This is a genomic window from Paracraurococcus lichenis (genome assembly GCF_030657435.1).
GTDB classification, from domain to species: Bacteria; Pseudomonadota; Alphaproteobacteria; order Acetobacterales; family Acetobacteraceae; genus Paracraurococcus; species Paracraurococcus lichenis.
The window spans coordinates 1-22,427 of record NZ_JAUTWS010000073.1; the positions used below are offsets into that span (position 1 = coordinate 1).

At 63.7% G+C, this 22,427-nt stretch carries 23 protein-coding genes and 1 pseudogene; 14 read left to right on the forward strand and 10 right to left on the reverse strand.

Features of this window, described 5'->3' with window-relative positions; all coding sequences use genetic code 11:
* A pseudogene (locus Q7A36_RS32750) lies at positions 1 to 1,366 on the reverse strand (hypothetical protein); the annotation flags it as partial.
* Between the two features lies 1 nt (position 1,367).
* The gene (locus Q7A36_RS32755; protein ID WP_305108005.1) at positions 1,368 to 1,715 is read right to left on the reverse strand and encodes an effector-associated constant component EACC1; all 348 of its coding nucleotides are present in this window, start codon (positions 1,713 to 1,715) and stop codon (positions 1,368 to 1,370) included.
* Positions 1,716 to 2,083: 368 nt separating this feature from the next.
* Here Q7A36_RS32755 and Q7A36_RS32760 point away from each other — a divergent pair, with 368 nt between their 5' ends.
* The 11 genes from Q7A36_RS32760 (at position 2,084) to Q7A36_RS32810 (ending at position 9,666) form a co-directional block, all read left to right on the forward strand.
* On the forward strand, positions 2,084 to 3,034 hold the full coding sequence (locus Q7A36_RS32760; protein ID WP_305108006.1) for a hypothetical protein: 951 nt from the start codon (positions 2,084 to 2,086) through the stop codon (positions 3,032 to 3,034).
* Positions 3,031 to 3,720, forward strand: a complete 690-nt coding sequence (locus Q7A36_RS32765; protein WP_305108007.1) for a recombinase family protein — start codon at positions 3,031 to 3,033, stop codon at positions 3,718 to 3,720. The genes Q7A36_RS32760 and Q7A36_RS32765 overlap by 4 nt, the downstream gene beginning before the upstream one ends.
* Before the next feature lie 52 nt (positions 3,721 to 3,772).
* A complete protein-coding gene (locus Q7A36_RS32770; protein WP_305108008.1) occupies positions 3,773 to 4,729 on the forward strand; it encodes a DUF5655 domain-containing protein in 957 nt (318 codons plus the stop codon).
* A gap of 36 nt (positions 4,730 to 4,765) precedes the next feature.
* Complete coding sequence (locus tag Q7A36_RS32775; protein WP_305108009.1) at positions 4,766 to 5,116, forward strand: methyltransferase domain-containing protein; 351 nt, start codon at positions 4,766 to 4,768, stop codon at positions 5,114 to 5,116.
* A gap of 79 nt (positions 5,117 to 5,195) precedes the next feature.
* On the forward strand, positions 5,196 to 5,534 hold the full coding sequence (locus Q7A36_RS32780) for a hypothetical protein (RefSeq protein WP_305108010.1): 339 nt from the start codon (positions 5,196 to 5,198) through the stop codon (positions 5,532 to 5,534).
* Positions 5,535 to 6,123: 589 nt separating this feature from the next.
* A complete protein-coding gene (locus Q7A36_RS32785; RefSeq protein ID WP_305108011.1) occupies positions 6,124 to 6,750 on the forward strand; it encodes a ParA family protein in 627 nt (208 codons plus the stop codon).
* Between the two features lie 13 nt (positions 6,751 to 6,763).
* Positions 6,764 to 7,105, forward strand: coding sequence for a hypothetical protein (locus Q7A36_RS32790; protein ID WP_305108012.1), 342 nt, complete (start codon positions 6,764 to 6,766; stop codon positions 7,103 to 7,105).
* Between the two features lie 51 nt (positions 7,106 to 7,156).
* Complete coding sequence (locus tag Q7A36_RS32795) at positions 7,157 to 8,083, forward strand: replication initiator protein A (RefSeq protein WP_305108013.1); 927 nt, start codon at positions 7,157 to 7,159, stop codon at positions 8,081 to 8,083.
* 480 nt (positions 8,084 to 8,563) lie between these two features.
* Positions 8,564 to 8,857, forward strand: a complete 294-nt coding sequence (locus Q7A36_RS32800; protein ID WP_305108014.1) for a hypothetical protein — start codon at positions 8,564 to 8,566, stop codon at positions 8,855 to 8,857.
* Positions 8,838 to 9,293: a putative toxin-antitoxin system toxin component, PIN family gene (locus Q7A36_RS32805; protein WP_305108015.1), complete on the forward strand. Its 456-nt coding sequence runs from the start codon at positions 8,838 to 8,840 to the stop codon at positions 9,291 to 9,293. The genes Q7A36_RS32800 and Q7A36_RS32805 overlap by 20 nt, the downstream gene beginning before the upstream one ends.
* 148 nt (positions 9,294 to 9,441) lie before the next feature.
* On the forward strand, positions 9,442 to 9,666 hold the full coding sequence (locus tag Q7A36_RS32810; RefSeq protein WP_305108016.1) for a hypothetical protein: 225 nt from the start codon (positions 9,442 to 9,444) through the stop codon (positions 9,664 to 9,666).
* 64 nt (positions 9,667 to 9,730) lie between these two features.
* On the opposite strand, the gene Q7A36_RS32815 is transcribed toward Q7A36_RS32810, so the two are convergent.
* Positions 9,731 to 10,069, reverse strand: a complete 339-nt coding sequence (locus Q7A36_RS32815; RefSeq protein ID WP_305108017.1) for an MYG1 family protein — start codon at positions 10,067 to 10,069, stop codon at positions 9,731 to 9,733.
* Between the two features lie 1,013 nt (positions 10,070 to 11,082).
* On the opposite strand from Q7A36_RS32815, the gene Q7A36_RS32820 reads away from it, so the two are divergent.
* Positions 11,083 to 12,408: a hypothetical protein gene (locus Q7A36_RS32820; protein WP_305108018.1), complete on the forward strand. Its 1,326-nt coding sequence runs from the start codon at positions 11,083 to 11,085 to the stop codon at positions 12,406 to 12,408.
* A 179-nt stretch (positions 12,409 to 12,587) separates the two neighbouring features.
* Complete coding sequence (locus Q7A36_RS32825) at positions 12,588 to 13,796, forward strand: hypothetical protein (RefSeq protein WP_305108019.1); 1,209 nt, start codon at positions 12,588 to 12,590, stop codon at positions 13,794 to 13,796.
* A 69-nt stretch (positions 13,797 to 13,865) separates the two neighbouring features.
* On the opposite strand, the gene Q7A36_RS32830 is transcribed toward Q7A36_RS32825, so the two are convergent.
* On the reverse strand, positions 13,866 to 14,819 hold the full coding sequence (locus Q7A36_RS32830) for an MYG1 family protein (RefSeq protein ID WP_305108020.1): 954 nt from the start codon (positions 14,817 to 14,819) through the stop codon (positions 13,866 to 13,868).
* A 323-nt stretch (positions 14,820 to 15,142) separates the two neighbouring features.
* Positions 15,143 to 16,201, reverse strand: a complete 1,059-nt coding sequence (locus tag Q7A36_RS32835; RefSeq protein ID WP_305108021.1) for a Shedu anti-phage system protein SduA domain-containing protein — start codon at positions 16,199 to 16,201, stop codon at positions 15,143 to 15,145.
* 646 nt (positions 16,202 to 16,847) lie between these two features.
* Here Q7A36_RS32835 and Q7A36_RS32840 point away from each other — a divergent pair.
* Complete coding sequence (locus Q7A36_RS32840) at positions 16,848 to 17,762, forward strand: hypothetical protein (RefSeq protein WP_305108022.1); 915 nt, start codon at positions 16,848 to 16,850, stop codon at positions 17,760 to 17,762.
* 171 nt (positions 17,763 to 17,933) lie between these two features.
* Here the strand turns inward: Q7A36_RS32840 and Q7A36_RS32845 are convergent, their stop codons facing one another.
* From Q7A36_RS32845 to Q7A36_RS32865, 5 genes are all read right to left on the reverse strand, one after another.
* Positions 17,934 to 18,152, reverse strand: a complete 219-nt coding sequence (locus Q7A36_RS32845; RefSeq protein WP_305108023.1) for a hypothetical protein — start codon at positions 18,150 to 18,152, stop codon at positions 17,934 to 17,936.
* 108 nt (positions 18,153 to 18,260) lie between these two features.
* Positions 18,261 to 18,659, reverse strand: a complete 399-nt coding sequence (locus Q7A36_RS32850) for a hypothetical protein (protein ID WP_305108024.1) — start codon at positions 18,657 to 18,659, stop codon at positions 18,261 to 18,263.
* A 614-nt stretch (positions 18,660 to 19,273) separates the two neighbouring features.
* A complete protein-coding gene (locus Q7A36_RS32855; RefSeq protein ID WP_305108025.1) occupies positions 19,274 to 20,329 on the reverse strand; it encodes an EVE domain-containing protein in 1,056 nt (351 codons plus the stop codon).
* 152 nt (positions 20,330 to 20,481) lie between these two features.
* The gene (locus Q7A36_RS32860) at positions 20,482 to 21,102 is read right to left on the reverse strand and encodes a transposase (RefSeq protein ID WP_305108026.1); all 621 of its coding nucleotides are present in this window, start codon (positions 21,100 to 21,102) and stop codon (positions 20,482 to 20,484) included.
* Positions 21,099 to 22,427 (reverse strand): hypothetical protein (locus Q7A36_RS32865; RefSeq protein WP_305108027.1); only part of this gene is annotated, 1,329 nt, incomplete at its 5' end. The genes Q7A36_RS32860 and Q7A36_RS32865, both read right to left, overlap by 4 nt.

A 22,427-nucleotide genomic window follows, 5' to 3' on the forward strand; every position in this document is an offset into this window, starting at 1 on the left:
CCTGTGCAAAGGCGTTATCCTGGTCGGCAGCGAGTCGGTATAGTTGGGCGGCCTTGCGATCGTCCTGTGCCAGTCCGCCTCGGCCCTGCTCGTAAAAGAAACCGAGATTGGCTTGCGCAAAAGCATCGCCCTGGTCGGCGGCGAGGCGGTATAGCCGGGCGGCCTCGCGGTCGTCCCGTGCCAGCCCGCCTAGGCCCCGCTCGTAAAGAAAAGCGAGGTTGGCTTGCGCAAAAGCGTCGCCCTGGTCGGCGGCGAGGCGGTATAGTTGTGCGGCCTTACGGTCGTCCTGCGCCAGCCCACCCAGGCCGTGTCGGTAAGAGAAGCCGAGGTTGGCCTGCCCCATAGCGTTGCCCTGGTCGGCGGCGAGGCGGAAAAGCGAGACGGCCTCGCGTTCGCCGCCTGCAGTTTGGTGCTGCCGAGCGAGTGCAAAGTTTTGGGCTGGTGTTGGAGAAGATTTAGCAGCCTTCTCCGGAGCCGAGGAGCTGTTGATGAGCGGCGGCGCTGCGGCGCGTGCGGGTGCTCGGTTCGGAAATGCCGGCACGCGCGTAAGATCGCCGTGCGCCGCATTCACCTGGTGTAGCGCTGGTCGTGGCGCATTGGCGCCGAAGCTCACCACCATCCGCTCGAACGCCGCATCGCGCAGGTCCGCGAAGGACAGAACCGGCGAGCGCCCTTCGATCCCGCATCGCAACACGTCGAGCACGGCACCTGTGAACAGCGTGCGCTCGGCATTTGGCGCGCCCATTGAGACCCTACCCACCGGACTTGAGCAAAGCAGAAGCGTGCCGCGCGCCGGCTGATCATCTCCAAGGTCCTGCGCCGCAGTCGCCGCGACCTGCTGATTGAGGTCGCTGGCCATGCCGATGAACGCCCTTGCCGCTGCCTCGGAGAAGCAGCAGTCGAGGATGACAGATCGGCGCTGCTGCGGGGCGGCGAGGCGAAGCATGCGGGCGAGGTGAGGAGCTTTAATCCCCGTTTCTGCTTCCAGGCCCCGACGGCTCCGGCGCACAAGCAGGGAGAGGTGCCCCTGGTCATCGGTGAAGCCGTGGCCGACGTAGTACACCAGCACGTCGGAAACCGGACGGCCCACCTCGCGGCGCTCACGTAACAGCTCGTCAAGGGTGTCTCGTACTCGGGCGAGTTGATCGCCAGCCCCGGTGGGATCGTCGAATAAATCGAGCACAAGCTCTGGGTCGAGCCCCAAGCCCGCCGGGTCGTACAGGTAGGCGACGATGCCCCGGGCCGAGCGGCGAAAGGACGGGGCGCGGCTCAGACCGGCGTCGGTCCAATCGTGAGCACCCAGGACAACTGCCGCAGTCGAGGTCGGATCGAGCAGCCTGTGCCCTGCTGCTGCCCCACTGCTCATGTCAGCCTTTCCGGACCATCTCGACGATCCGCACCGCCGCCTCCGGATCAATGCCCGTGACGGCGGCCTTCAGGCTTCCCGACTTGCCATCCCGCTCGACAGTCACGGTCACCCCACGGCGCGCTCTAAGCCACGCGGCGACCCCTTGGGCGAGGGCAAGCGTCGCCCCGGAGGCGGCCAGCACCGAAACTACTGTGCCAAGGTCCATCGTATCGCTGTCGGCTTTGCCGCGGACGGCTTCAACCACACCGTCGGCCTCGCGCAGGACATCGGAAAGAGCCATTGCGGCCCGGCCGGCTGCGGCTTGGTCCTCCGCCTTGACAACGAATCCGTAGCGTTCTTGCGTCATTCTGCCGCCCTCTCCAGGTGGATGTTACCGAGCGACACGGCCCTTTGTCATTGCGGGACACCGACCGTAGAAGGACGCGGGCAGCAAACCTTGGCAGCCGCCCTGGTTGCAGAGCGAGGGGTCTTCTTCCGGCGGCAAGGCTCTGTTTGTACCTCCTGAAAACCACGGTTTGTGGAAGGTCGCCGACGCGGCAGGTCGGTCGGCATGCGCGCAACCGAAGCGCAATATCATTGCGTTTTGGCTCAGATTTGTTTTACAAACCGTCAAACGGACGTTTGGTTTTGTAATATTTTCAGTCCTGTATTTTTACTGTTGTTTTTAGGCTCAAAATTAGCCCTAAATTCTGGGCCAACCGGAGCGCCCGAGCTATGGACCAACCCGCCAACCCCGACGCGTGGCACCTCAAGCCCGGCGACCGCATCAGCCGCGTCGAACTGCACCGCCGGTACAAGGGCCGGCAACAGGGGGGCATCTCGCCAAGCACCGGCTCGCCCAATGTCATGCTCTTCACCAGCGAAGCCGGCCACACCTACGGCTACTTCGACCGGATGCACGCCGACGGGCGCTTCCACTACACGGGTGAGGGTCAGGTTGGGGACCAGGAACTGCGCCAGGGGAACAAGGCACTCGCGGAGCACCGCGTGGACGGTCGCGCGGTTCGTCTGTTCGACGGGTCCTCGGGCGAAGTCACCTACCGCGGCGAATTCGAAGTCGATGCGCAGGAGCCTTACTACCTCGCCGATGCTCCCGACCTGAATGGCGAGATGCGGACCGTCTACGTCTTCCGCCTCCGCCCGTGCGGAGAAATGCTGCAGGAGCAAGCCGTACCTCGGGAAGAGGCGGTGCCAACCTTCGGTGCCACTCCGCGGCGCGAAGAGATTGACATCGAAGGGGGGCAAGTCGAGCGGTTCGTCCGCGCGGCCGTCGCTCCCGGCGAGGCGGAGAGACGCGAGGCGCGGCTCGTCGCGGAGTATTGCGACTACCGGCGGCGCCTAAGGGCACCCGAGTTGGTGCGATTGCGCCTCTGGCCACGCGGCGAGGCGCAGCCCCTCTACACTGACCTCTACGATCGGGCTGAGCACCGCATCATCGAGGCGAAGGGCACCACGACCCGAGAGGCACTGCGCATGGCCGTCGGCCAGTTGCTCGACTATCGGAATCTTGTGGGCCAGGACGCCCGCCTGTCCATCCTCCTGCCGCGCATGCCGCGCCCCAACCTTGTGGACTATTTGGCCGCGTGCCGCATCGACATCATCGCTAGGGACGAGGCCGGCGCTTTCCGGACCATTCCCTGCGAAGAAGCCGCGGCGGCAGCATGACGGCGCGCTTCGTCGCTTACCTTCGCGTCTCCACCACCAAGCAGGGCCAGAGCGGGCTCGGCCTGGAGGCCCAGCGCGGCGCGGTCGAGTCGCACGTTGGTGCCTGTGGTGGGTGGCTCGTCGCCGAGTTCGTCGAGGTGGAGAGCGGACGCAGGCGGGACCGGCCACAACTCGCCGCTGCCCTCGCCGCCTGCCGTGCCCATAAAGCAGTGCTGGTCGTGGCGAAGCTCGACCGGCTAGCCCGCAACGTGGCCTTCGTCTCCACCCTGATGGAAAGCGGTGTGGAGTTCGTCGCAGCCGACATGCCCACGGTCAATCGCCTCACCGTGCACATCCTTGCCGCCGTCGCCGAAGAGGAGGCGCGCATGATCTCGGCCCGCACCAAGGCGGCCCTGGCTGCCGCGAAGGCGCGCGGCGTGAGGCTGGGCAACCCCCGCCTGCAGTCCGGCACGTCGGATGCAGCCCGTATGGCAGCGGCAGCGAAGTCGGCGCAAGCGAAGGCCCGCGCCGCCGATCTCGCATCCGTGGTGGCCGAAATTCGTGCGGCCGGTGTCGGGACCCTCACCGGTGTCGCCAAGGCTCTGACAGCACGCGGCATCCCGACCCCGAGCGGACGCGGCGGATGGCGGGCCACGCAGGTCGCGCGTATCGAGCGGAATGGTGCGCCTGCCGTGCGTCCGGCATAAGTGGCACCCTGTGGAGCACACGGACTGCGCAGTGAAGAGGGTAGGGTAGCACGTGGCTGATTTTAAGCTTTTCCGGATCGGGCCCTCGGCTGCATCCGAAATCCCGGGCAAGTCTGCACAGGTCGAAAAGTCGCTGCAAACCCTCTTCGAGGCGAATATCGAAACCCTACTTGGCGTGCGCTTCTTGGCAACCGAGTTCACAACGGGCAAGCTTCACAGTGGGCGCATTGACACCCTTGGCTTGGATGAGAATGGTTGCCCGGTCATCATCGAGTACAAGCGTGCGGTGAACGAGAATGTTATCAGCCAGGGGCTCTTCTACCTGGATTGGCTGATGGACCACCGTGGCGACTTCGAGATGCTGGCTCTGAAGAAGCTAGGGCAAGACACGCACGTGGACTGGTCGGCACCGCGCCTCGTCTGTGTGGCTGCCGACTTCACGAACTACGACCAACACGCGGTGCGGCAGATCAGCCGGAACATTGAGCTAATGCGCTATCGCCACTACGGCGACGACCTGCTGCTGCTCCAACTGGTCAACGCGTCGTCTGCCGCACCCACGGGGGCGGCCGCCCCAAGCACGGGAATGGTGATAAGCGCATCCCCCACATCCAATCCCACGGGTCCCACTGCAACGAAGGACCCCTATGCGTCGCAGGAGATCGGGTACCGGCTGGCACAGGCCGAGCAACCGATAAAGGACCTTTTCGAGGCGCTGAAGGCATACCTCCTAGCCCTTGGTGACGACGTTCAATTCAAGCAAGTGAAGCAATACTTCGCCTTCCGCCGTATCAAGAACTTCGCCTGCGTCGAGATCTATCCGCAAGCGGCTAAAGTGACGGTGTTCCTGAAGGTGGACCCGGACAGCGTGGAACCGATACCCGGCATGACGCGCGACGTGCGGAAGATCGGCCACTTCGGCACGGGTGATCTCGAGGTCACGCTGCGGACGATGTCGGACTTCGAGCAGGCGCACCCCCTGTTCGTGAAGAGCTATGAGGCGTCCTAGCACGGCCGGACGGGCCTACATGCCGGAGACCAACAGATGCCCTCGGCCGACGACGCCGTAGGCTGGTATGAGGGGCGTGCCGAGGCCCTCGCTCGCCAGTACGAGGCTGTGCCCGCTGACGAGGTGCACGTGTGGCTTCAGGCTCTTCTGCCGACCGCTCCTGCCCTCCTCCTCGACGTCGGCGTAGAAACTGACAGGGACGCTGCGTGGCTTGCCTCGCAGGGCTACGAGGTTCTCGCAGTCGAGCCATCGGTTGCGATGCGCCGGGAGGGCCAGCCCCTGCACCCCGCTAACCGGATACGCTGGCTGGAGGACCGGCTGGCAACGTTGGCAACGATCCTGCGCCTCGGTCTCCCCGCCGACGTGATCCTGTTGAGCGGGGTGTAGCAGCACCTCGCCCCGGCATGGTTGAGAATGCCCCGCCGCCGCCCGGTGACAGACCGGGCGGCCGTCCGTCAATTGCGGCGTGCTCGCGCTGCGCGAGATCGAGCGTCGCCTCGACAACGCCCACCGGCTCGCCGAAATCGTGCGCTTCCGGCTGCTGATGATCATCGTCGGTCGTAGAACACGGGCCCTGACGAGCGTCGGGCCGCTCCCGCCGCCAATCCAATACCACCCGACTGGAATTCGGCGCCTTCGTCCGCAGAAAGTTGAATCAAGCCAGGGAAACTTCGCCAATATAGTGCTGGAAACTCTATCTGCGCGTTCCAAACACTTCGGCCAATACCCTTTGCAGCTTGGGGGATGGCTTCTTCCCCGATTCCGAACACTCTATAACTCCAATAAGAAACAAAATAAGATTTAAGTTCTTCCCGCAATGCGCAACATATTCGCGCAACTCACTACATGAACTGAATCGGCTTCGCAAAATCCTGCAACTTTCTTGATCAATTCCTGGCCAGTATTCCTGGCAAAGGAATGCGAATTTTATACCGTGTTCGCGTCCTGTTTGACGACGAAGTTCGCCATAGGCTGTTATGGCATTCTCCACATCGTCGCTTGGTCGAGCGGTGTGGCGTACTTTGGCACCTCGCTTGGCGATCTGATTGACGATGTAACGGTTTGTCTCGGATTTTGCAGCAACAATGCTTCTCGCAGGCACTTCAGCCTCCAAGTTCAACAAGTAACTGTAACCGGAAGCACACGAAATGTCGAGTCAGGCTGATCGCAGCGAGAAACTAATCCACCGCATTTAGAGGTTTATGCGAATGTGAGATACGAGATGTGGTGCAATATGCTTCTTGACGTCCTGGTTTTTATTCAAAAACCCTTGAAGGATTGCGATCGAGAGCCTCGGCATCACAACCACACGAGGTAGCGCGACTCTTGAGATTGCGGTGGCGTGGATAATGAAATACGCTCTTACGTAAGGCTGCTGAGGCGGAGTTACGTAGATGCGTGTTCTCGTCCTTGCCTCGCAAAAGGGCGGGGTCGGCAAGACCACGATCGCGGGCCACATCGCGGTCGCGGCAGAGGCGCGCGGCGCCGGCCCGGTTGCGCTCATCGACACCGACCCGCAAGGTAGCCTCGCGGCTTGGTGGAACGGCCGGAAGGCGGAAACCCCCCTCTTCGCGCGCGCCAGCGTGGAGAGCTTGCGCGACCAGCTCGCGGCCTTGCGCGATCACGGCATAGCCCTCGTCGTCATCGACACGCCGCCCGCGATCACGGAGAGCATCCGCGCGGTGGTCGAGGTGGCCGACCTCGTGCTGATCCCGACGCGCCCGAGCCCTCACGACCTGCGGGCCGTCGGCGCGACCGTTGACCTCATCGAGCGCTGCCGCCGCCCCATGGTGTTCGTGGTCAACGGGGCGACACCCCGGGCACGTATCACGGCGGACGCCGCCGTCGCGCTCTCTCAGCACGGCACCGTGGCCCCAGCGACCCTGCACCAGCGCGTGGACTTCGCCTCGAGCATGATCGACGGGCGGACCGTCCAGGAGGTCGCGCCATCGTCGAACTCGGCACGCGAGGTTGCGGATTTGTGGGATTACGTAAATACGCGTCTCAGTAAGATAGTTTAGGAGGAAGCTGGCCATGGGCACCCGCAACGTCTCCCGGCTTGATGCGGGCCTGATCGCCCGTAAGGGGGAGGCGGCGCCTGCATCGTCGGGGCAGGCTCCAGCAGCCTCGCCGGCACCGGCTATGGATTCCCCTCCGGAACCGCCCCCAGGGCTGCCGGAGGAGAACGCCGCGGCGGCAACGCATGCCACCCCCGCGGCACTGCCGCGCGGTCTGCAGGGGACGATCGCCGTGACGGTACGGCTCGACCCTGCCCGATACGAGCGAATGAGGATTTTTGGCGTCCGGCGCCGCCGGACAAACCAGCAAATCCTGGTCGAAGCACTAGACGGGTACCTGGACGCCAATGCGGAATGACGTATTGACGTGATGACGGAATTACGTAAATGCGTCCGTAAGGATGGAAGCATGTCCGGCTCCGAGCGACGGGGACGCGGCGCTGACGGGCAGTTCGACCTCTTCGTGCCGTTCGTCACCGACCTTCCGCTACGGGATCAGCGGGAGACAATGGAAAGGCCCTTCTTCAGCCTCGCCAAGACGAAGAGGCTCAAGCCCATCGACTACACCAGTCCCAACGGTGAGGTCTGGGTGAAGGTGCTGCCCCACCCGGACTTCGGCATGGCCACGATCTGGGACGCCGACGTGCTGATCTGGGCGGCGTCGGTCTTGGCGGAGATGAAGAAGCGCCGCCTGAACGAGGTGCCCCGGACGCTCCACTTCCAGCCCTACGACCTCCTTCGGGCCATCGACCGCAAAACTGGCGGCGCCGACTACCGCCTGCTGCGCGAGGCGCTCGCCCGGCTGCAAGCCACTGTCGTGAAAACCAACATCCGTGCCCGCGGACGCCGCAAGGAGCGGCAGTTCGGCTGGATCGAGGGTTGGACCGACTTGGTGGACGAGACGACGGGCCAGAGTCGCGGCATGACGCTCACGGTTTCGGAGTGGTTCCACGAGGGCGTCCTGATGGATGGCGGCGTGCTCGCCATCGATCCCGCCTACTTCGGCATCACGGGAGGGCGCGAGCGTTGGCTCTACCGGGTGGCGCGCAAGCATGCCGGCGGCCACGACGGGGAGGGCTTCGCCGTGTCGTTGCCTACCCTGTTCGAGAAATCCGGCGCCGAAGGGGACTACCGGCGCTTCAAGTTCGAACTGCGCCGGATTGCCGAGCGGGATGCACTCCCTGAGTTTCACCTCCTGTGGGAGGAGCCAGGACAAGGAGAGCCGAGCCTGCGGATGACCAGACGGTCGGCCCTCGACCTCACCCATCCCGCCTACGAGGTGCCCCGACGCCGTGGGCGTGGCAGCCCTCGCAAGGCTGCGCAGGAGCGTTCCTGATATCCCGATAAACCCGCTGGTACGGGCCTAGGACCCTGCCGAACGAGCGGCTGGTTGAGCCTTGGGCGCCCTATAGGGGCTTGCTCCTGGCCATAAGACCGACCTACGGCCTCTGGCCGTCCTGTCGGCTCGGCTTTCGGGAGATCAGGAACACTCAGGCTAGCTTGCCCGAGTCGATCGCCACCGCGGACGGCGCCTGTGGAAACCCTCGGGAGATCAGGAACGCGAAGCCTCGGGAGATCAGGAACGCTCTCTCGGGAGATCAGGAACGCCAGCCTTGTAAAAACCCCAAAATTTCAAGGCGATGCGCGCACCAAATGCCGCCTTAACCTTCTAACTCAGGAGAGAAACTATGTTTCTCTCCTTGTTGTTTAACTCTGACGCTCTGTGGGTAAATCCCGAAGGAAGGGAGCTAGGGAGAGTAGGTGAGGGGGTAGCCGCTCTCGCAACCTGCGCCGCGCGCTTGAGCAGGAGAAAACCATGGACACCGCCGAGGTCACGCTACGCCTCGACCGGCCAATCGCCGAGAGACTGCGCACCGACGCGACCGAGCGGGCGCGCTACGAGGCGTTCCTAGGGCTCGTGGCCACCGCTGAAACCCCGGCGGAAATCGAGCAGGCCGTCCACCTGTTTACGGCGCCAGCCGCCGAACGGCAGCGTATGCTCGCCGGTGCGTTTGAAGAGATAGGGCAGGCCGCCGCACGGGCTGGTGCGGCGGCCGAGGAGGTCGAAGCCGAACTGGCAATGTGGAAGCGTGAGCGGTCTGCTCAATAAGCCCTCCTATGTCATCGCCGACGCCAGTTCGCTCGTCCGAGCCGCCCTCACGCCTGCCTCGGCGGCGCGCTGTCTGGTCGATACGGCCCTCGCGTACGGCCTCCTGGCAGCGAGCGGACCGATCCTGGACGAGGTCGAGGAGGTCCTCGGGCGCCCCAAGTTCGAGCGTTGGCTGCCGGAGGCCGACCGGCTGCGCTTCGTCTGGCGACTGCGCATTGCCATCTTGCTGCTCGAGCCCGGCGAGGCGGTGAGGGCGTGCCGCGACCCGTCCGACGACAAATACCTTGAAGCCGCCCTCGCAGCGGCCCGTGCGGCGGGCGGCCCCGAGGCGGTGGTCCTCGTCTCGGACGACCGGGACCTGCTGACGCTGGACCCCTGGCGGGGCATTCGGATTCTGAAGCCGGAAGCGGCTTTTTCCCTGCTGGCGCACGGCTGAGGCAATGGCCAACTGGCCTTCGCGCTGATCTCAATGCGCGGTCTTCCCACCGGCGGACAGGACATCTCGCTTGGAATCCGGTGGTCGTGACGAAGGATCGGAGAGGCCCGGCAACGTCGCCGGGTCACCCAAGATGAGGTCAATCACCATGGTTACCCTTCGCCATCTCGACCCCTCCGACCCCGTCGGCTTATTCCGCCTCGGGCGTATCTATCTCTGCCTCCAGAGCAAGGCGGCGGCAGCGTTCCACGCCGGTCTTTCCGTCAATGGTGCAACCGCCTGTGAGGCCGATGCCCACATTGCCCGCGGGCTGCGACTGAGCAAGCGTGCGGCCCGCATCCAGGAGGAACGGATGCGGCGCGCGCGGCTCTGACAGAGGTGGAGGTGGGCTACCCCGCCTCCAATGCCTGCAAATGGGGGTGGGACAGGATGTCGGCTTACACTGCTGCCCCACCTCCAATATCGACGGCTTTCAGCGCCATGGTCATCGCCCCTGCACATGAGCGCGCACCGCCGATAAAGCGCTGCGGGTGAACGAACATGGCATCCGGTACGCCCGACACCTTCGCAAGGGCCGCATCGCGCAGGCCGGCCCACGCCTGGGGTAAGGGGAGACGTTGCGCATAGGAGCCGGGCTCGGGCGGCATCGCGTCCACCATCCAGGTGCCGGAGGGGACCGGATAGACCGCAAAGGGTGTCGGCAGACCGTGCGCGACGCCACCGACTGTCAGGGCAGCTTGCGCGGCCACTACCAAACCATCTTTCAGGGCGATCAATCTAAGAAAGGAATAAACCGTAAGTACATGACATCACAAAGCTTTGTGCCAAGCCGAAAATGAATGGATGGACTAAGGGTGTATAAAGGGGTCCCGGTTTGATCCGCGAATCGGGGGGCCGCCCGCACCGGGCGGGCTGGGCTAGAGGAGCAAATCCCAGTGCCCATTATCGACTTGGTCGTCGGACCTTTTGCGGCGGCCGGTGCTACCCTGACTCTCGAGTACCTTCGAACCAAGCTCGGTTTGAGGCAAACGCGAGAGGAGAGAGCAGGACGCTCGAGCACGCAAGATGGCGTGTCCGAGCGTCCGGCCAACAAAGCTCTTCAAGGTCCTGGAACGACCTCGAAGGAGTAACGCCAAGCCTTGCAACTGCCCGGTTAGGGGAACCTAGCCGGGCATTTTTTTGCCGCGTTCGATTCCGTGCGGCACGATTTACTATATGCCACAACTCATGCCGTATCACGACCACGCCCTTAGGCTATCACAGCATATTGATATCGCAAATCGTGGCAATTCAAGGCGTTTCGTGATCCAGACACATTAAAAATTCGATGTCGAATCATAAAGTGGTTGCGTCTCCTTGGCAAGGAGCGCCCGCACGGCCTCTACATGGCGTCTGAAGACGTCCGCCACCAAGGCCGCGGCGCGCAGGAAGGAGGCGTCCCTCGGCCTCCTGCGTGGCCGTGCGGGGCATGTTACAGGGGAGGTTGCAGTCCTCCACCAGGGAGGACAGACCGAGAGTGTCCTCGGGGCGCGCGACTCGACTCCCGATTTAATCGATCCGACGAACCACCTTGTCAGCGATGTCCGTGACGGCTGCAGGACATAGGCCCGCGCTGCCGTCGGTCAGTGACGCGCGGACGAATAGGCGGCCGTCACCACGCTGAGGACTTCCCTTTTCAGCCTACGCTTTTCGTACCCTATTAAGCGAAAACCTCGCGAGTAGCTATCTTTGTCGTAGAAAATATACGCCTCCAAGCATGTACTTAGAAGACCTAAGGGGGAACGAGCTGGTGAGAGGCATCTGGACCGGCAGGCGCGCGGCGCTTGCCATGGGTGGGTGTGTGTTGCTGCCTCGAAGGGGAAATGCCCAAGAAGGCACCGTCCCATCCATTGAAGCGCTCTGGCGTCAATGGCTTCGCAATGAGGGTCGGCGGGAAGGGCGTAATCCGCTGCCCGATGGTGGGTTGACCCTAATCTCTAAGGGCGTCGAGCCAATCCGCGCGGACGTGGGTTCCCCTTCGTGGGTCGCGGCGCGCCTAGCTGCCTACAGCACTGCTGAAATCTCAGCACGGGCCACGCTGGCCGATCAACTTGCGACCGAAGTCCGCGGCAATGAGCGCGAATTCGTTCAGATCGGCCGCGGCGGCGACGAGGCCCCGCCGGTTGCGCGAGCACGCACCGAACTTTCCAACGCCGAAAAGCTGCGCACATTAACAGGGCGGGCGTTAGACGACGCCATTCGGCAATACGACCCGCAGTGGGACGGGACCGGACGCACGGAAGAACAGCGACGTACCCAAGCCACGCGGCTGTCGTCCTCGATCCGCGAGTTCGTCGCCGCTCGCTCATCAGTCTTCCTGGCCGGTGCCATGACGCCGATCCAGTTTGAGGGGCTGGACAACGAGGGCAGGTTGTCCGTGCTCGTCGGCGCTGTTTGGTCCACTCGTCAGCAGAAACTTGCTGAGAATTTGTGGAACCCGGACGTCCCCGTGACCTTCGGCGACCCCGCTCTGCCGATCGCCGAGAGGATCGAAGCCGCGTCGGAAAAGGACCCGGCCTGGGCGGCCTCGACCAATGGTGTCCGCTGCTGGGCCGACGAACGAGGCGAACGGGTTCTCGTCGCCTTCGGCGCTGCCCCGGCGACGGACTTGGCTTCGCTGGACCGCCGAGTCGCCCACACTCGTGCCCTGGGTGCACTCCAACGCTTCGTCGGCGAGAGCGTGGCTACGGCGACCGCTGACGAATTCCGATTCGACTACCGCAAGGATACGGGCGGACGCGAACAAACCTTCGACCCGAGCGCTGCGGAGGCGCGCATTGCGGCACGGGCACGGGATATCGTGATCCGAGGTGCCGAGCAGGTCCACGAGTGGCGGGGCCTGCATCCGATTGGCCGCGCACGCATGCAGGTCGTGGTCCTGGCGTGGTCACCGTCGCGCGACGCCGACGCGCGTGCCGCCGGGGCAGCGCTATCGGAAGCCGAGGAACGCATGCGCCAGCAAGGGGCGGTGGCTCCGCGGCCGGAGGCTCCCACGGCGGGTGACGGTGGGCGAACGGGGGGCGGCGTGTCCGTACCCAGCAGGACAGGTGCGGCGACTGACCGGGGGCTCTACTGATGGTGCGCGCTGCTTGGTTATCCATGGGATTGATCGCTGGTGTCCTCGGGACCGCAGCCGCCTGGGGTCAAGAGGAAGGTGGGGGTCGATCAGCCTCAGTCGCTATACCCCGACTTGGTGGACAACCCTCAGGGGCTGCGGAACCGGCGTCGCAGAGAGGCGCCGAGCAACGGCGCACGGTGGAAGCGGAGGGTACGGGGAGAACCGAAACGGAGGCACGTTCGTCCGCTGTACGGGCGGCGCTGGAGCAGGTCGCCGGCGTCTACCTCGAAGCCAGCAGCCGGTCGCAACTGACAGCCAACGGCTCGGAGGTGCGCGACACGTTCACTGACAAGGTTGTCGCGCACTCAAACGGCTTCGTCGAGCGGGTCACGACCCTGCAGTCGTCCAGAACCGCCGAGGGTGATGTCAGGGTGCGAGTCAGGGCCGATGTGGTCGTCAATCGCATGGTGGAGGCGCTACGCGACGCCAGACTTCCTCTTGTGCCGCTCGACCGTGATACCACCATGGTCGCCTTCCATACGCAGACGGAGCGCGATACCACTGCTCGTGAAGCGCTCCTCGGATACCTCGCCGACTTACCGAAGAACATCGATGTTCAACTTGGGCAGGTGAGCCTGTCAGTGTTCGCACCGGACCCCAGCCTTGTCGCACTCACAGCGCCAGTCACCCTGCGCGTGCGTCCCGAATACGTCGATCGTGGCCACGCTGCCTTTAGGGACGTTGCATCACAGGAAGTGGAGATGATGAGGGGTGGGGCGCACACGGCATTCGCGCTGTGCGAAGCGCCGCGCGGTGCGCCGGTGGCATTCGGGAACGGAGGAGCAAGCGCCAACCCGCCGGGTATAAACTGCCGGGGAGTTTCTGCGTCAAAGGCGCTCGCGTCCGAAATCGCCGGCATCGACGGCAAGAACGCGGCACTGATGGGCGAAGGCTATCGTGACTTCGTGGACTTCCAGGATGCGCGGCGGCTTGGCGCGCGTAACGCGGGGAAGGACGTGAGCCCGGGCGTCATCTTCGGGGTCGAGGTGTTGGACGCCTCCGGTAATGTGGTCGCGGGAGCGTTCAATAAGGTCTACACTCAGTGCTTCCGCTTCATGACGTCGCAGATGGAGGGACCGGACGAGTGGATGCGGTCTGGCCGGGGAGTTCAGGCGGCGCATATGGGAGGACGCCTCGGGCCGGTCGTGAACCTCTTCGACGTTCGACCGCGCGACGCCCGAGGAAGCCGGCCAATGAATTCCCCGGCGACCTGCGTCCTGCAGTTTGGCGGGCGCTACGTCGGTAACGCACGTGCCGCGCCCGAGCAGCGCACGATGTTGGCGTTGCTGCCGAAAGATGCCGTTGAGCAGGCGGCGAATCTCCGCGTCGTGCTCGATTGGGATTAGCTCTGACGCAGCGCCCTCTGGCCCGAAGTTCGCTCCGGGCCACTTTGCTGATTGGCATGCCTAATGCCGTCAGGTGGTAGTGCGGTGTCCGATCCGCAGCGCTTCGCGCACCATGGCCACCGCTCCTGCCCTTGAGCAGGCGCCACCGACGAACCGCTGTGGGTGGACGAACACCGCGTCCGGCACGCCGGACACCTCCGCCAGGGTCGCATCGCGCAAACCGGCCCATGCGGCGGGCAGGGGAAGACGCTGCGCGTAGGACCCGGGTTCAGGCGGCATCGCGTCCACGATGAAGGTGCCGGAGGGAACCGGATAAACGGCGTAGAGCACTGGCAGGCCGTGGGCGAACACGGCCGCCTGCCAGGGCAGCTTGCGATCAAGCTCAAGGATGCGTGGATCGGCCGAGGCGGCGTGCGCGGCCACGACCACGGCATGTGCCGCAAGACGCGCCCGCACGGCCTCCACACGGCGCCTGAGGACGTCCGCCGCCAAGGCCGCAGCGCGCAGGAAGGAGGCGTCCTCGGCCTCCTGCGTGGCCACCAGGGGCATGTCCCAGGGCGGGTTGCAGTCCTCAACCAGGGAGGACAGGCCGAGGGTGTCCTCGGGGTGTACGACGCCGTTGTCGATCTGATCGATCCGGCGGACCACCTCGTCGTCGATGGCCGCGGCAACCGCGGGGGCGAGGTCCGCGCCCCCGCCGGCCAGCAGGGCGCGCACAGCGGCCTCGCCATGGGTGCGCCACACCAAGCCGGCGGCACTGAGCGGCGTCCCATCGTCCTCGCGCCGGGGCGCACCACGCTGGTGATGGTCGAACCGGTCGGTGGACGGGTCATAAGCCGCGCCGACGTCCCACACGACATCCGCCGCCGCGATTACGGCTGGGTCGCGGGTGCGCAACAGGGCGTGGTCCTGCCCCGGGATGCCGAGGCCAAGGGCGAGCCGTAGGACCGCATAGGCGAAGGCGTCGTCGAGGTGAAAAGTGCCGCTGTGGGTGACGAGCAGAGGCCGTAGTAATGTGGGCATGCGAAGTCCCTTGCAGGGAGGGGATGTTGGCTTGTTCGCTCCCATTCGTCTCGGGTGAGCGCGAATTTAGCTCGCTGCCTTGGTGTCGGCTTTACCTCGATTGTGTTGGGAAAGTCGGCTCCAAGTGTCGAGCGACCGATTTAGCGCAAATCCCTGTCGCGATGAAGCGCATGGACGAAGTGAACTTGCGACCAGACGGTACCACAAGCAAAGTTCTTTCGGGGCCGGCTTCAATTCGGGATTTCTCAACAGCATCCTTATGAACGGACATTGAGGACAGGGTAGTGCACCTCCAAATATGTGTGCCCTGTTTGTCCAATGGATCACACAATGCGCAGAGGAAGTACCTCGACGCGAGGGTGCGTCATATTGCTGGCGATCGTTCTTCCCCGATCCAATAGCCAGTCAAAGCCGACGATGCGAAGGTGTGTGCGATTCCGGTTTGCGTCGTGCAGAACTTGTTTCTGAGCCTCGTCTAAATCACGCTCAACGCCGACAACAACCAAGCAATCAGGTTCTTGGAAACCCGGAAGATACACTCTCAAGTCAGCGTACTTGCGCAGGAGAGTTCGCCGATAATCGGTCGCCTGCTGCTCAGCATGTGTCACATCCGCCGATAGATGACCTCCTGATGTTACAAGTGGCTTTCCGGGGCACTCAATTTCAACGACCATGTAGGTGCCATCCGCACGCTGCACTATGTAATCTGGCTCCTTGAAGCCGAACAAATCGGGCTTAGGCCAGACTCGGATGGCAAGTGGGTCGGGTAACTGAGGATGATTGCTTAAGAAATTCTGAAACACTGGTTCATCTTTCGGGCGTGTTTTGATAAGCTCGTCAAATCTGTCGAGGACAGGTGTGCTAACTGCCAACCATCGCGTAGAGGCGGCCGCAAACAGCTCACGGGTCGCAAGGCGTCTCGTCATAGAGCTTTGCATAAGTGTCAAACCAACTCGTAATGCGACGTCGTCGTCGTCAGGTATCGACAAGATAATCTCTACCAAGCTCGCACGCGCCCGCGATAATAAATCAGGCCAATTTTCGATCGTGTTTCTGATCGCGCTATCTACGATGGGTTCTCCAACCTCCCCAGAAGATGGCAATCCTTCTCCTGCAGCAAGACTCGAAAGCAACGCGAGCGCAATTTCTGTGTTCTTGACTTCGGGATATTTTTTGGCTGCTTCTGTCAGCGCCTTAAGACCTACATCCCTCCACACAAGCAAGGTCGAGGCAGCAGGAGCCTTAATTTCGTAATTATATGTCATTCGGCCGTACATGTGCTCATACATACGACGCACGCAGACAAGACCGTCGAGCGTTCCTTCTTCGACACACTCCTTCAGCAACAGCCGAAGGTCGCCAGGATGCCCCCCGTACTCCACGAAATGCTCAACGCGATCCCTCAAAGGACTGGAGTTTGTCACTTCTCGTCCCCAACCTCTCGAACCATAAGCGCGACGCATCACTGATAAACCGCAGCCCGCCGATGGTTTCAGGGACTGCCAAGCCCGGATCTTAATTGCTAGCGGTCTGCGCTTGCGATGCGAAACAAACAGCTGAGTCTAAGCGCAGCCGGCAGAGGTCTGGTCGGTGGAGGCCGTATCTGCCCGCAGCACCGGCGTCGCAATTGCAGAGCAGTTTTTACCGAAGTAGCGGGGGCTTCGTTCCGCAGGTGGCGTCGAAACCGCAGTAAGCCAGCAAGGGGCGCCGCGTGCGTCGCGGGGCTCACGCGGGACCATCGCTGATACAAGCATCGTCCCACTGTCGGCGAAGGCGACGAGGCCCGCGTCAAAGCGGGTATAGAGCGTCGCAGTGAGCAGGAGGCCGTTCGCAAAATTGAGCCTCTCCACATTGCCCGAGGTGCTGAACGCATTCGGTGTCCCCGCCCGTGCCGCCACCTTGGCGGCCACAAGGGACGGAATAGGCGGTGCGACAGCGGTGGGTGCGGTCGAGCCCAGCCCCTTGCCACATACAAGCATGCAGTGCATCATACACTAAGTTGGAGAAAGATGCACAGGGGCGGCAAAGATGGTGGTAAAGTCTGTCAAGGGCGCCAATACCGTTGCGACCAAGGAGCGGAAGGCGGTCACAGCTAAGCTCCCGGCCGCTCGAAGCGCCACCAAGGCCCGCCGGTCCGTCGTTGTGCCGTCCGCGGCTAAGCCGCCGCCCAACTTCGCAGACAAATCCTTGCATGGTTATGCGGTGCTTTCACGCCACGGCGGCGAGGCTATCGAGCAGGTCTCGTCCAAGGGCATAACGTTGTTCTTTAGCTCTGGCTCGGTACCGCAACTCCGCCTTCGTCGCCCGCGGCCGGGGGAGGTGGACGAATTCCCGGAACGCGATCGGCTCGTATTCAGCGTCTTTAGGCGGGACTTCTTGGAGTGGAGGACCGTCGTGATGATGAGGTTCGAGATTCTCCTCAAATCGGGGAAGCACAGGGCCATTTTGGAGCGGCACCCCGACCACCCTCTCGCCATCATCGACGAAACGCTAGACGACTGGCGGAATGAGATTCGGTCCGCCGCGCACGGGGAAACCGGGCGGAACGCAATGAGGGCGGCCCGGAACAGCAAGGCGCTAATGGAACGATTTGAAGATTTCCTCGCTTCGGCTGTGGAGACAGCCCGGCATGAAGCCAGAGAGCGCGTGCAGTGGGAAACAGAGGTGGTCAATCACCTGGAGCGCATCGCAGACCAGCAGCCCCTGACCGAACGTCAGCGGATTCTGCTGGGAAGGCTGCAAGACGATGGAATGCTCAAAGAGGTCGAGTGGCAGCAGGCTGCCGTCGAACTGGTTCGCAGCATCTGCGCCGAGAGGACTGTCTCGCCCGAGCAGCAAAAACTCGTGGACAGGCTGCTGGAAAACGAGAAGTTCAAGATACTCTACGAGGAGAAGAACAGGCGCACAGCGGCCGACTTGGAACGCAGCCGCGTGGGGGGCTGACTGCTCATGGTGCCCAAAGAGGTAGACAGCAGGCATCGGCGATGTGCGCTCACGGCTTAAGGGCGAAAGCCGGGAGTGGCAGCCGCATGATCTCTCGACCGATCACCGCCGAAGCTGCACGACGAGGGCGGTGATGTCTGCAACGCGTCGTGCGATGATCAGCGGAAAGTATCAATAAAGGTAGGTGTGCTTGCCGAGGTACCACTCGAGCGAAGCGAAGCCCCGTCGGGGCAGCGGCTTCAAGGCGCCGTCGCGGTACACGGTCCCCGTTGTCGGGTAGTAGCTGACGCGGCCGATCTTGATCTGGTTGGCGTTGACGAGGCGCGCGGGATAGCCGCGCTGCTCCAGGAGGGCGAAAGCCTCATCGGCATCCGGGAAGTTGGTTCTCATGGCTGCTGGTCGCCTGTGGTCGCAGGAGAACGGAGGTGGTCAGGGTGCTCGTGCACCCTGCCTTCCATGGCTCATAAAGTGCGTGCGTTCGGGTCGGTGAAGCGTGGGTCAGGCACGTGCGGCGCCGGGATGAACCGCCATGAATTCGTTGATAGCCAGCGCGAGGATGTCAGGCTCACTGGCGATAATAATCCACACGGCTTCTTCGCTGCCGCCGTCGATCCCATGTGGCGTCGATCGCATGAGGCAGTGCGGTATGCCCTGGCGCGCGAACTCGGCCAGAGTTTCATTCAGAGTCTTCCCGCCGTCCGCCTCGATATCGGTCCCGAGGAGCATGTCGCCGAAGTTGCAGACCTCATAACGGACGGCCGACGCCGGCGGCAGATGCGTGCGGAGCAGATGCAAAACCTCGGTGACGGTGCGATTGCCGGCTGAGTCGCGGCCGCAGATCAGCGTGAGGTTGAAGCGCACCCGGTGGTCCACGAAGACGCTTGGTTGGCTTGCCATTGCAGAAGCTCCCGCTTGTGGTCAACGATTTGGATAAAGCGGGGTGTCTTCGTGCTGGACATCGCGGGTGAGCGTGTGCGGTGGTTTTGTGCCTGCGGCGCGCGCGGAGGATCGGGCCGTGGTCCGTGGAGATCAGGAGTTATATCAATCTCACTCATGATCGCAGGTGGGATGGTGGGCGTTGGGCAAGGTTCCCCTTCCGAGGAACCTTGCCCAAGACGCTGATCGCCGGAGCCGACGGAGCCGCGCACGACATCGGCATCGCAGAGTGGCCGGGGTCATCCGGTCGGCCGTGGTGCGGTCGGATCAGACCACACCACCTGCGGAGTTCGCGCTCGCGCGCATGACGGCGCCCGTGTTCCTCTGGCCATGCCGACGACCGAGGCGGGCGGGGGCTTTGCTAGGCCCCATCCTGCGCGCCGCCATAGAGAGCGGCGCGCTTCTAACCTGGGCATGGCGAGGTCTTGCGACCCGGGCGGCTGTCCCGTCCATCCGCACCGCAGAACCGGTCACGGACTTTGGACCCTTACCCTCGGGGCCTGTGAGGCTTACCCACTACTGTCCTGGGTAACACGTGCGCTGTCCACTGCTCAGCGACGTGTAGACAGGTCACGTCAGGCGTGCTCCAGGCGATGGCACAGGACGCAGAGTACGAGCAGGTCTTCTTCCGGGACGGTATCGCGTTCACCCTCGGCAATTCCCTTTTGGTGATGCACCTCGAACAGGCGCGACTGCGTCGCGGCCCGCGCACCGGGATGGTCAAGGTGATCCTGCCCGCAGATGTCGCAGGTGAACACGCCGTTGTTGCGCTGGAGGTTAATCCCGAGTGCCACCATGCGGACCTTCGCGTCTCGTTCGCGCACCCCGACGTCGCGCACGGTCGCACGTCGTCCGCCTTCGACGTAGGTGCGCCCCGCCGTGTGGCCGGCGGCGGTACGGCATGCGGCATGCACCACACACCCGCTACCGTCTTCCCGCAGCAGGGCGGCAGCCGCCAGGGCAGGACTTGCGCCGAGGACGCCACTGCAGATCGCGCACCGTCCCCGCTGGGCATCGAGTGCGTCAAGAATGTCCTGTCGGTCGGACGAGCGGCCGGTCTCGGCATGGGCTGCGCTCTCCCGTGGACTTTCGGGCGGCACACGTCCTGCAATCCGGCGTTGGGCATAAAGGTCAGGAGCCAGCCGATCGGCGGTGCGACTGCCACTGAGGCTCGCGACGGTCTGCTGCCATAGGACCCGCAGGTGGTCGGCCTGAACCGGCAACACCGGATAATTTGTCTGATTCGCCATGCTAAGAACGGTCAGGTTACGCAGGACAGAGTCCCGCTGTACCTGATCGCGCCGCAGAATCCTGCCTGGGGCTGCAACGCGCACAAGACGTAGGAGAGCGCGGTTCGCTTCGGTCGGCCTGTCCCGATCGCGCCAGAACGGCACCGAAGCTGCATCGTCCGGCCGCAAACTTACCCGTTCGATTACCTCAGCCTCGGCGATGACACCGCTGAGGGCAGCAGGACCACCGCCGATGGCACGCCAGATGAAGACCTGATCACCGACCTCGATTATGCTCTCGTACCGGCTCACGAGCCAGGAGAAGGTGGCAGGATTGGTGGCCAGGAAGCCGTCGATGTCGAACAGGTTTGGATTCGCCTGGAATATCCAAGTGCCCGCCATGATCGCATTGCTCAGTGGGATGCCTCCGCGTACTTGGCCCCGCACTCAAGCGCCCTGTCAATCGTACCACCGCCGTCACGTCCCCGAATTTTCGACTGGCACAGGGCCGGTGGCGGACGCTGGGGTGGACGCCGCCTGCATGCGCCTCATCCTCAGCCGTCAGGCCCGAAGCCGTCAAAGAGGCGGAAAAACGATGTCGCGTCGTCCATGATCTCGTGTGCCTTTGGCTTGGTAGGCCGCACGGGACGGCGGCTCTTCTTAGGCGCGGGACGGCCGGCCGCCGGCCCCTCAATCACCCACTGCACAAGGTCCGGGAACTCTTGGCGCAGCCTCTGCACCCTTTTGTACATCCTCCCCGCATTCTTCTGCTCCATCCCGATCTTTCGGCCAAAAGCGCTTGCGGTAAGCGCCGGAGCGCTGCCGAGAAGGAACATCGCGCGAAACAGAAGCTGTGCCGGCGCGTGCGTCTTGGCCAAGGGCGGGATCGCCTGCAGCACATGAAAGCGCGCTTGGCATGTCTGCCTGCGGCATTGCCAACCATGGCGTCGTCGAGCGGGAGACCATTGCTTGGCATCATCGCACCCGCCGCACTTCGGGCATTCCGGCCCGTTCGGCCACCGGATCGCCTCAAGCCGTCGCAGGCAAGCCTGCTCCAAAGCGGCGAAGCGTTCCTCCGGCGATCCCGCCCGATCCGGCGCGATGGGATAGGTGATCTCCAACCAATCAAGGTCGCTGGCCGCTGCCCAACCGCCGCGGTGCTCACGCCCATTCATCGACCAGTTCCGATGCTTCGAGAAGCGCGCGTCTTCGTCGCCTGCTTCGGACGTGCCACCTTCACCGGCGTCTCTCCTCGCTGATTGTCACACGCGTACCCAATCTCACGCACCTGCCGTTCAATCCGGTCGGGCCTCTCCACCCGCACCATGCCGATCCGAACTGTCCGCCTGATGCCGCGTCGGCCGACCATTTGCGAGGAGAGATAAAGGTGCCTGTCGCCGGCGCCGATCTCAACGCGGCCGTCGCGTGGCAACGCCTGCTCCAAGCAACCAAGGTGGGTCAGGATGTCGAATGGGGCCGTTGTGGGTGATGCTTTGCAGTCGAAAGGGCGGAGCCTGACCGTCTGCTGTCCATCCGCCGGACGGCGCCCCTCAAGCTTGAGCGAATGGGGAGCACCCGCCACAAGTTCGGCGCGAAGGAACTGGTATGCGCACTCCGCGCCGCGCCCTCGCCATAACTCTGCTAACTCGCCGCGGAAGCGGGCGGTCCCCACGGACACCGCCGCTTGCGGCCTGCCGGCGCGCAACGCCGAAGGGTCCAACGGATGACGCTCCTCCGCCTCCCTCACGGCGATCGTCGTCCATCCGTTCCGGAGCAGCAAGAAGCTGCTAGCCCGCTCCATCCGGACCGCACCCGACGGCAGGCACCGCAGAAGCGCCAGGAGGGATGGCACCTGCCGTACAGCCAGCCGCAAGCTGAGCCCCACGAGGGACGGCACGTCGTACCAAACGGCAAGCCCCTGGCCACCGCCGAGAAGGCAGGCGTCCCGCAGTTCCAAAGTCTGTGGCCCCGACCTTGCGCCAATGCGGAGCAGGCGCTTGGCATCCCGGATGCACTCGGCGAGCGCGACGTGGTCGAGGTCGCCCACCATCTGCCCAGGCCCAGACGGTTCGACTTCCAATGGACGCTCGAAATAAACATCCAGCGCGTAGTGCGTCAGGTTCTCGCCGAAGTACCGCGCCGTTTCCCCGGGATCGTCCTCGTCTAAGCCCATACCAGGGACGCCGATGAGGCACGCCTCTATAGGCGTGCCATTAGTCAGGGTAGTTCGGTCTGGTCTCACAGTCGCCGCGCCTGCAGGGGCGCCGGCACCCGCACGACGAGTTATCTCGAATTCCAAGCCGTAGGGCCGTTCTTGGTTCAGGGAGCCCTGTGCAATCGAGCCAATCTGGTGAGCAGGAATCCCAAAGCCGGTCAGGGCCGAGGTCTGGACCGCAGTGTCGATCCGATGCGTAACGCGCACCTCTTCGCTGACGGTCGATACAGTGATTCCGTTGGGACCGACGTCGAACCATAGGATGCCGTCGCGGGGGCTGACCTT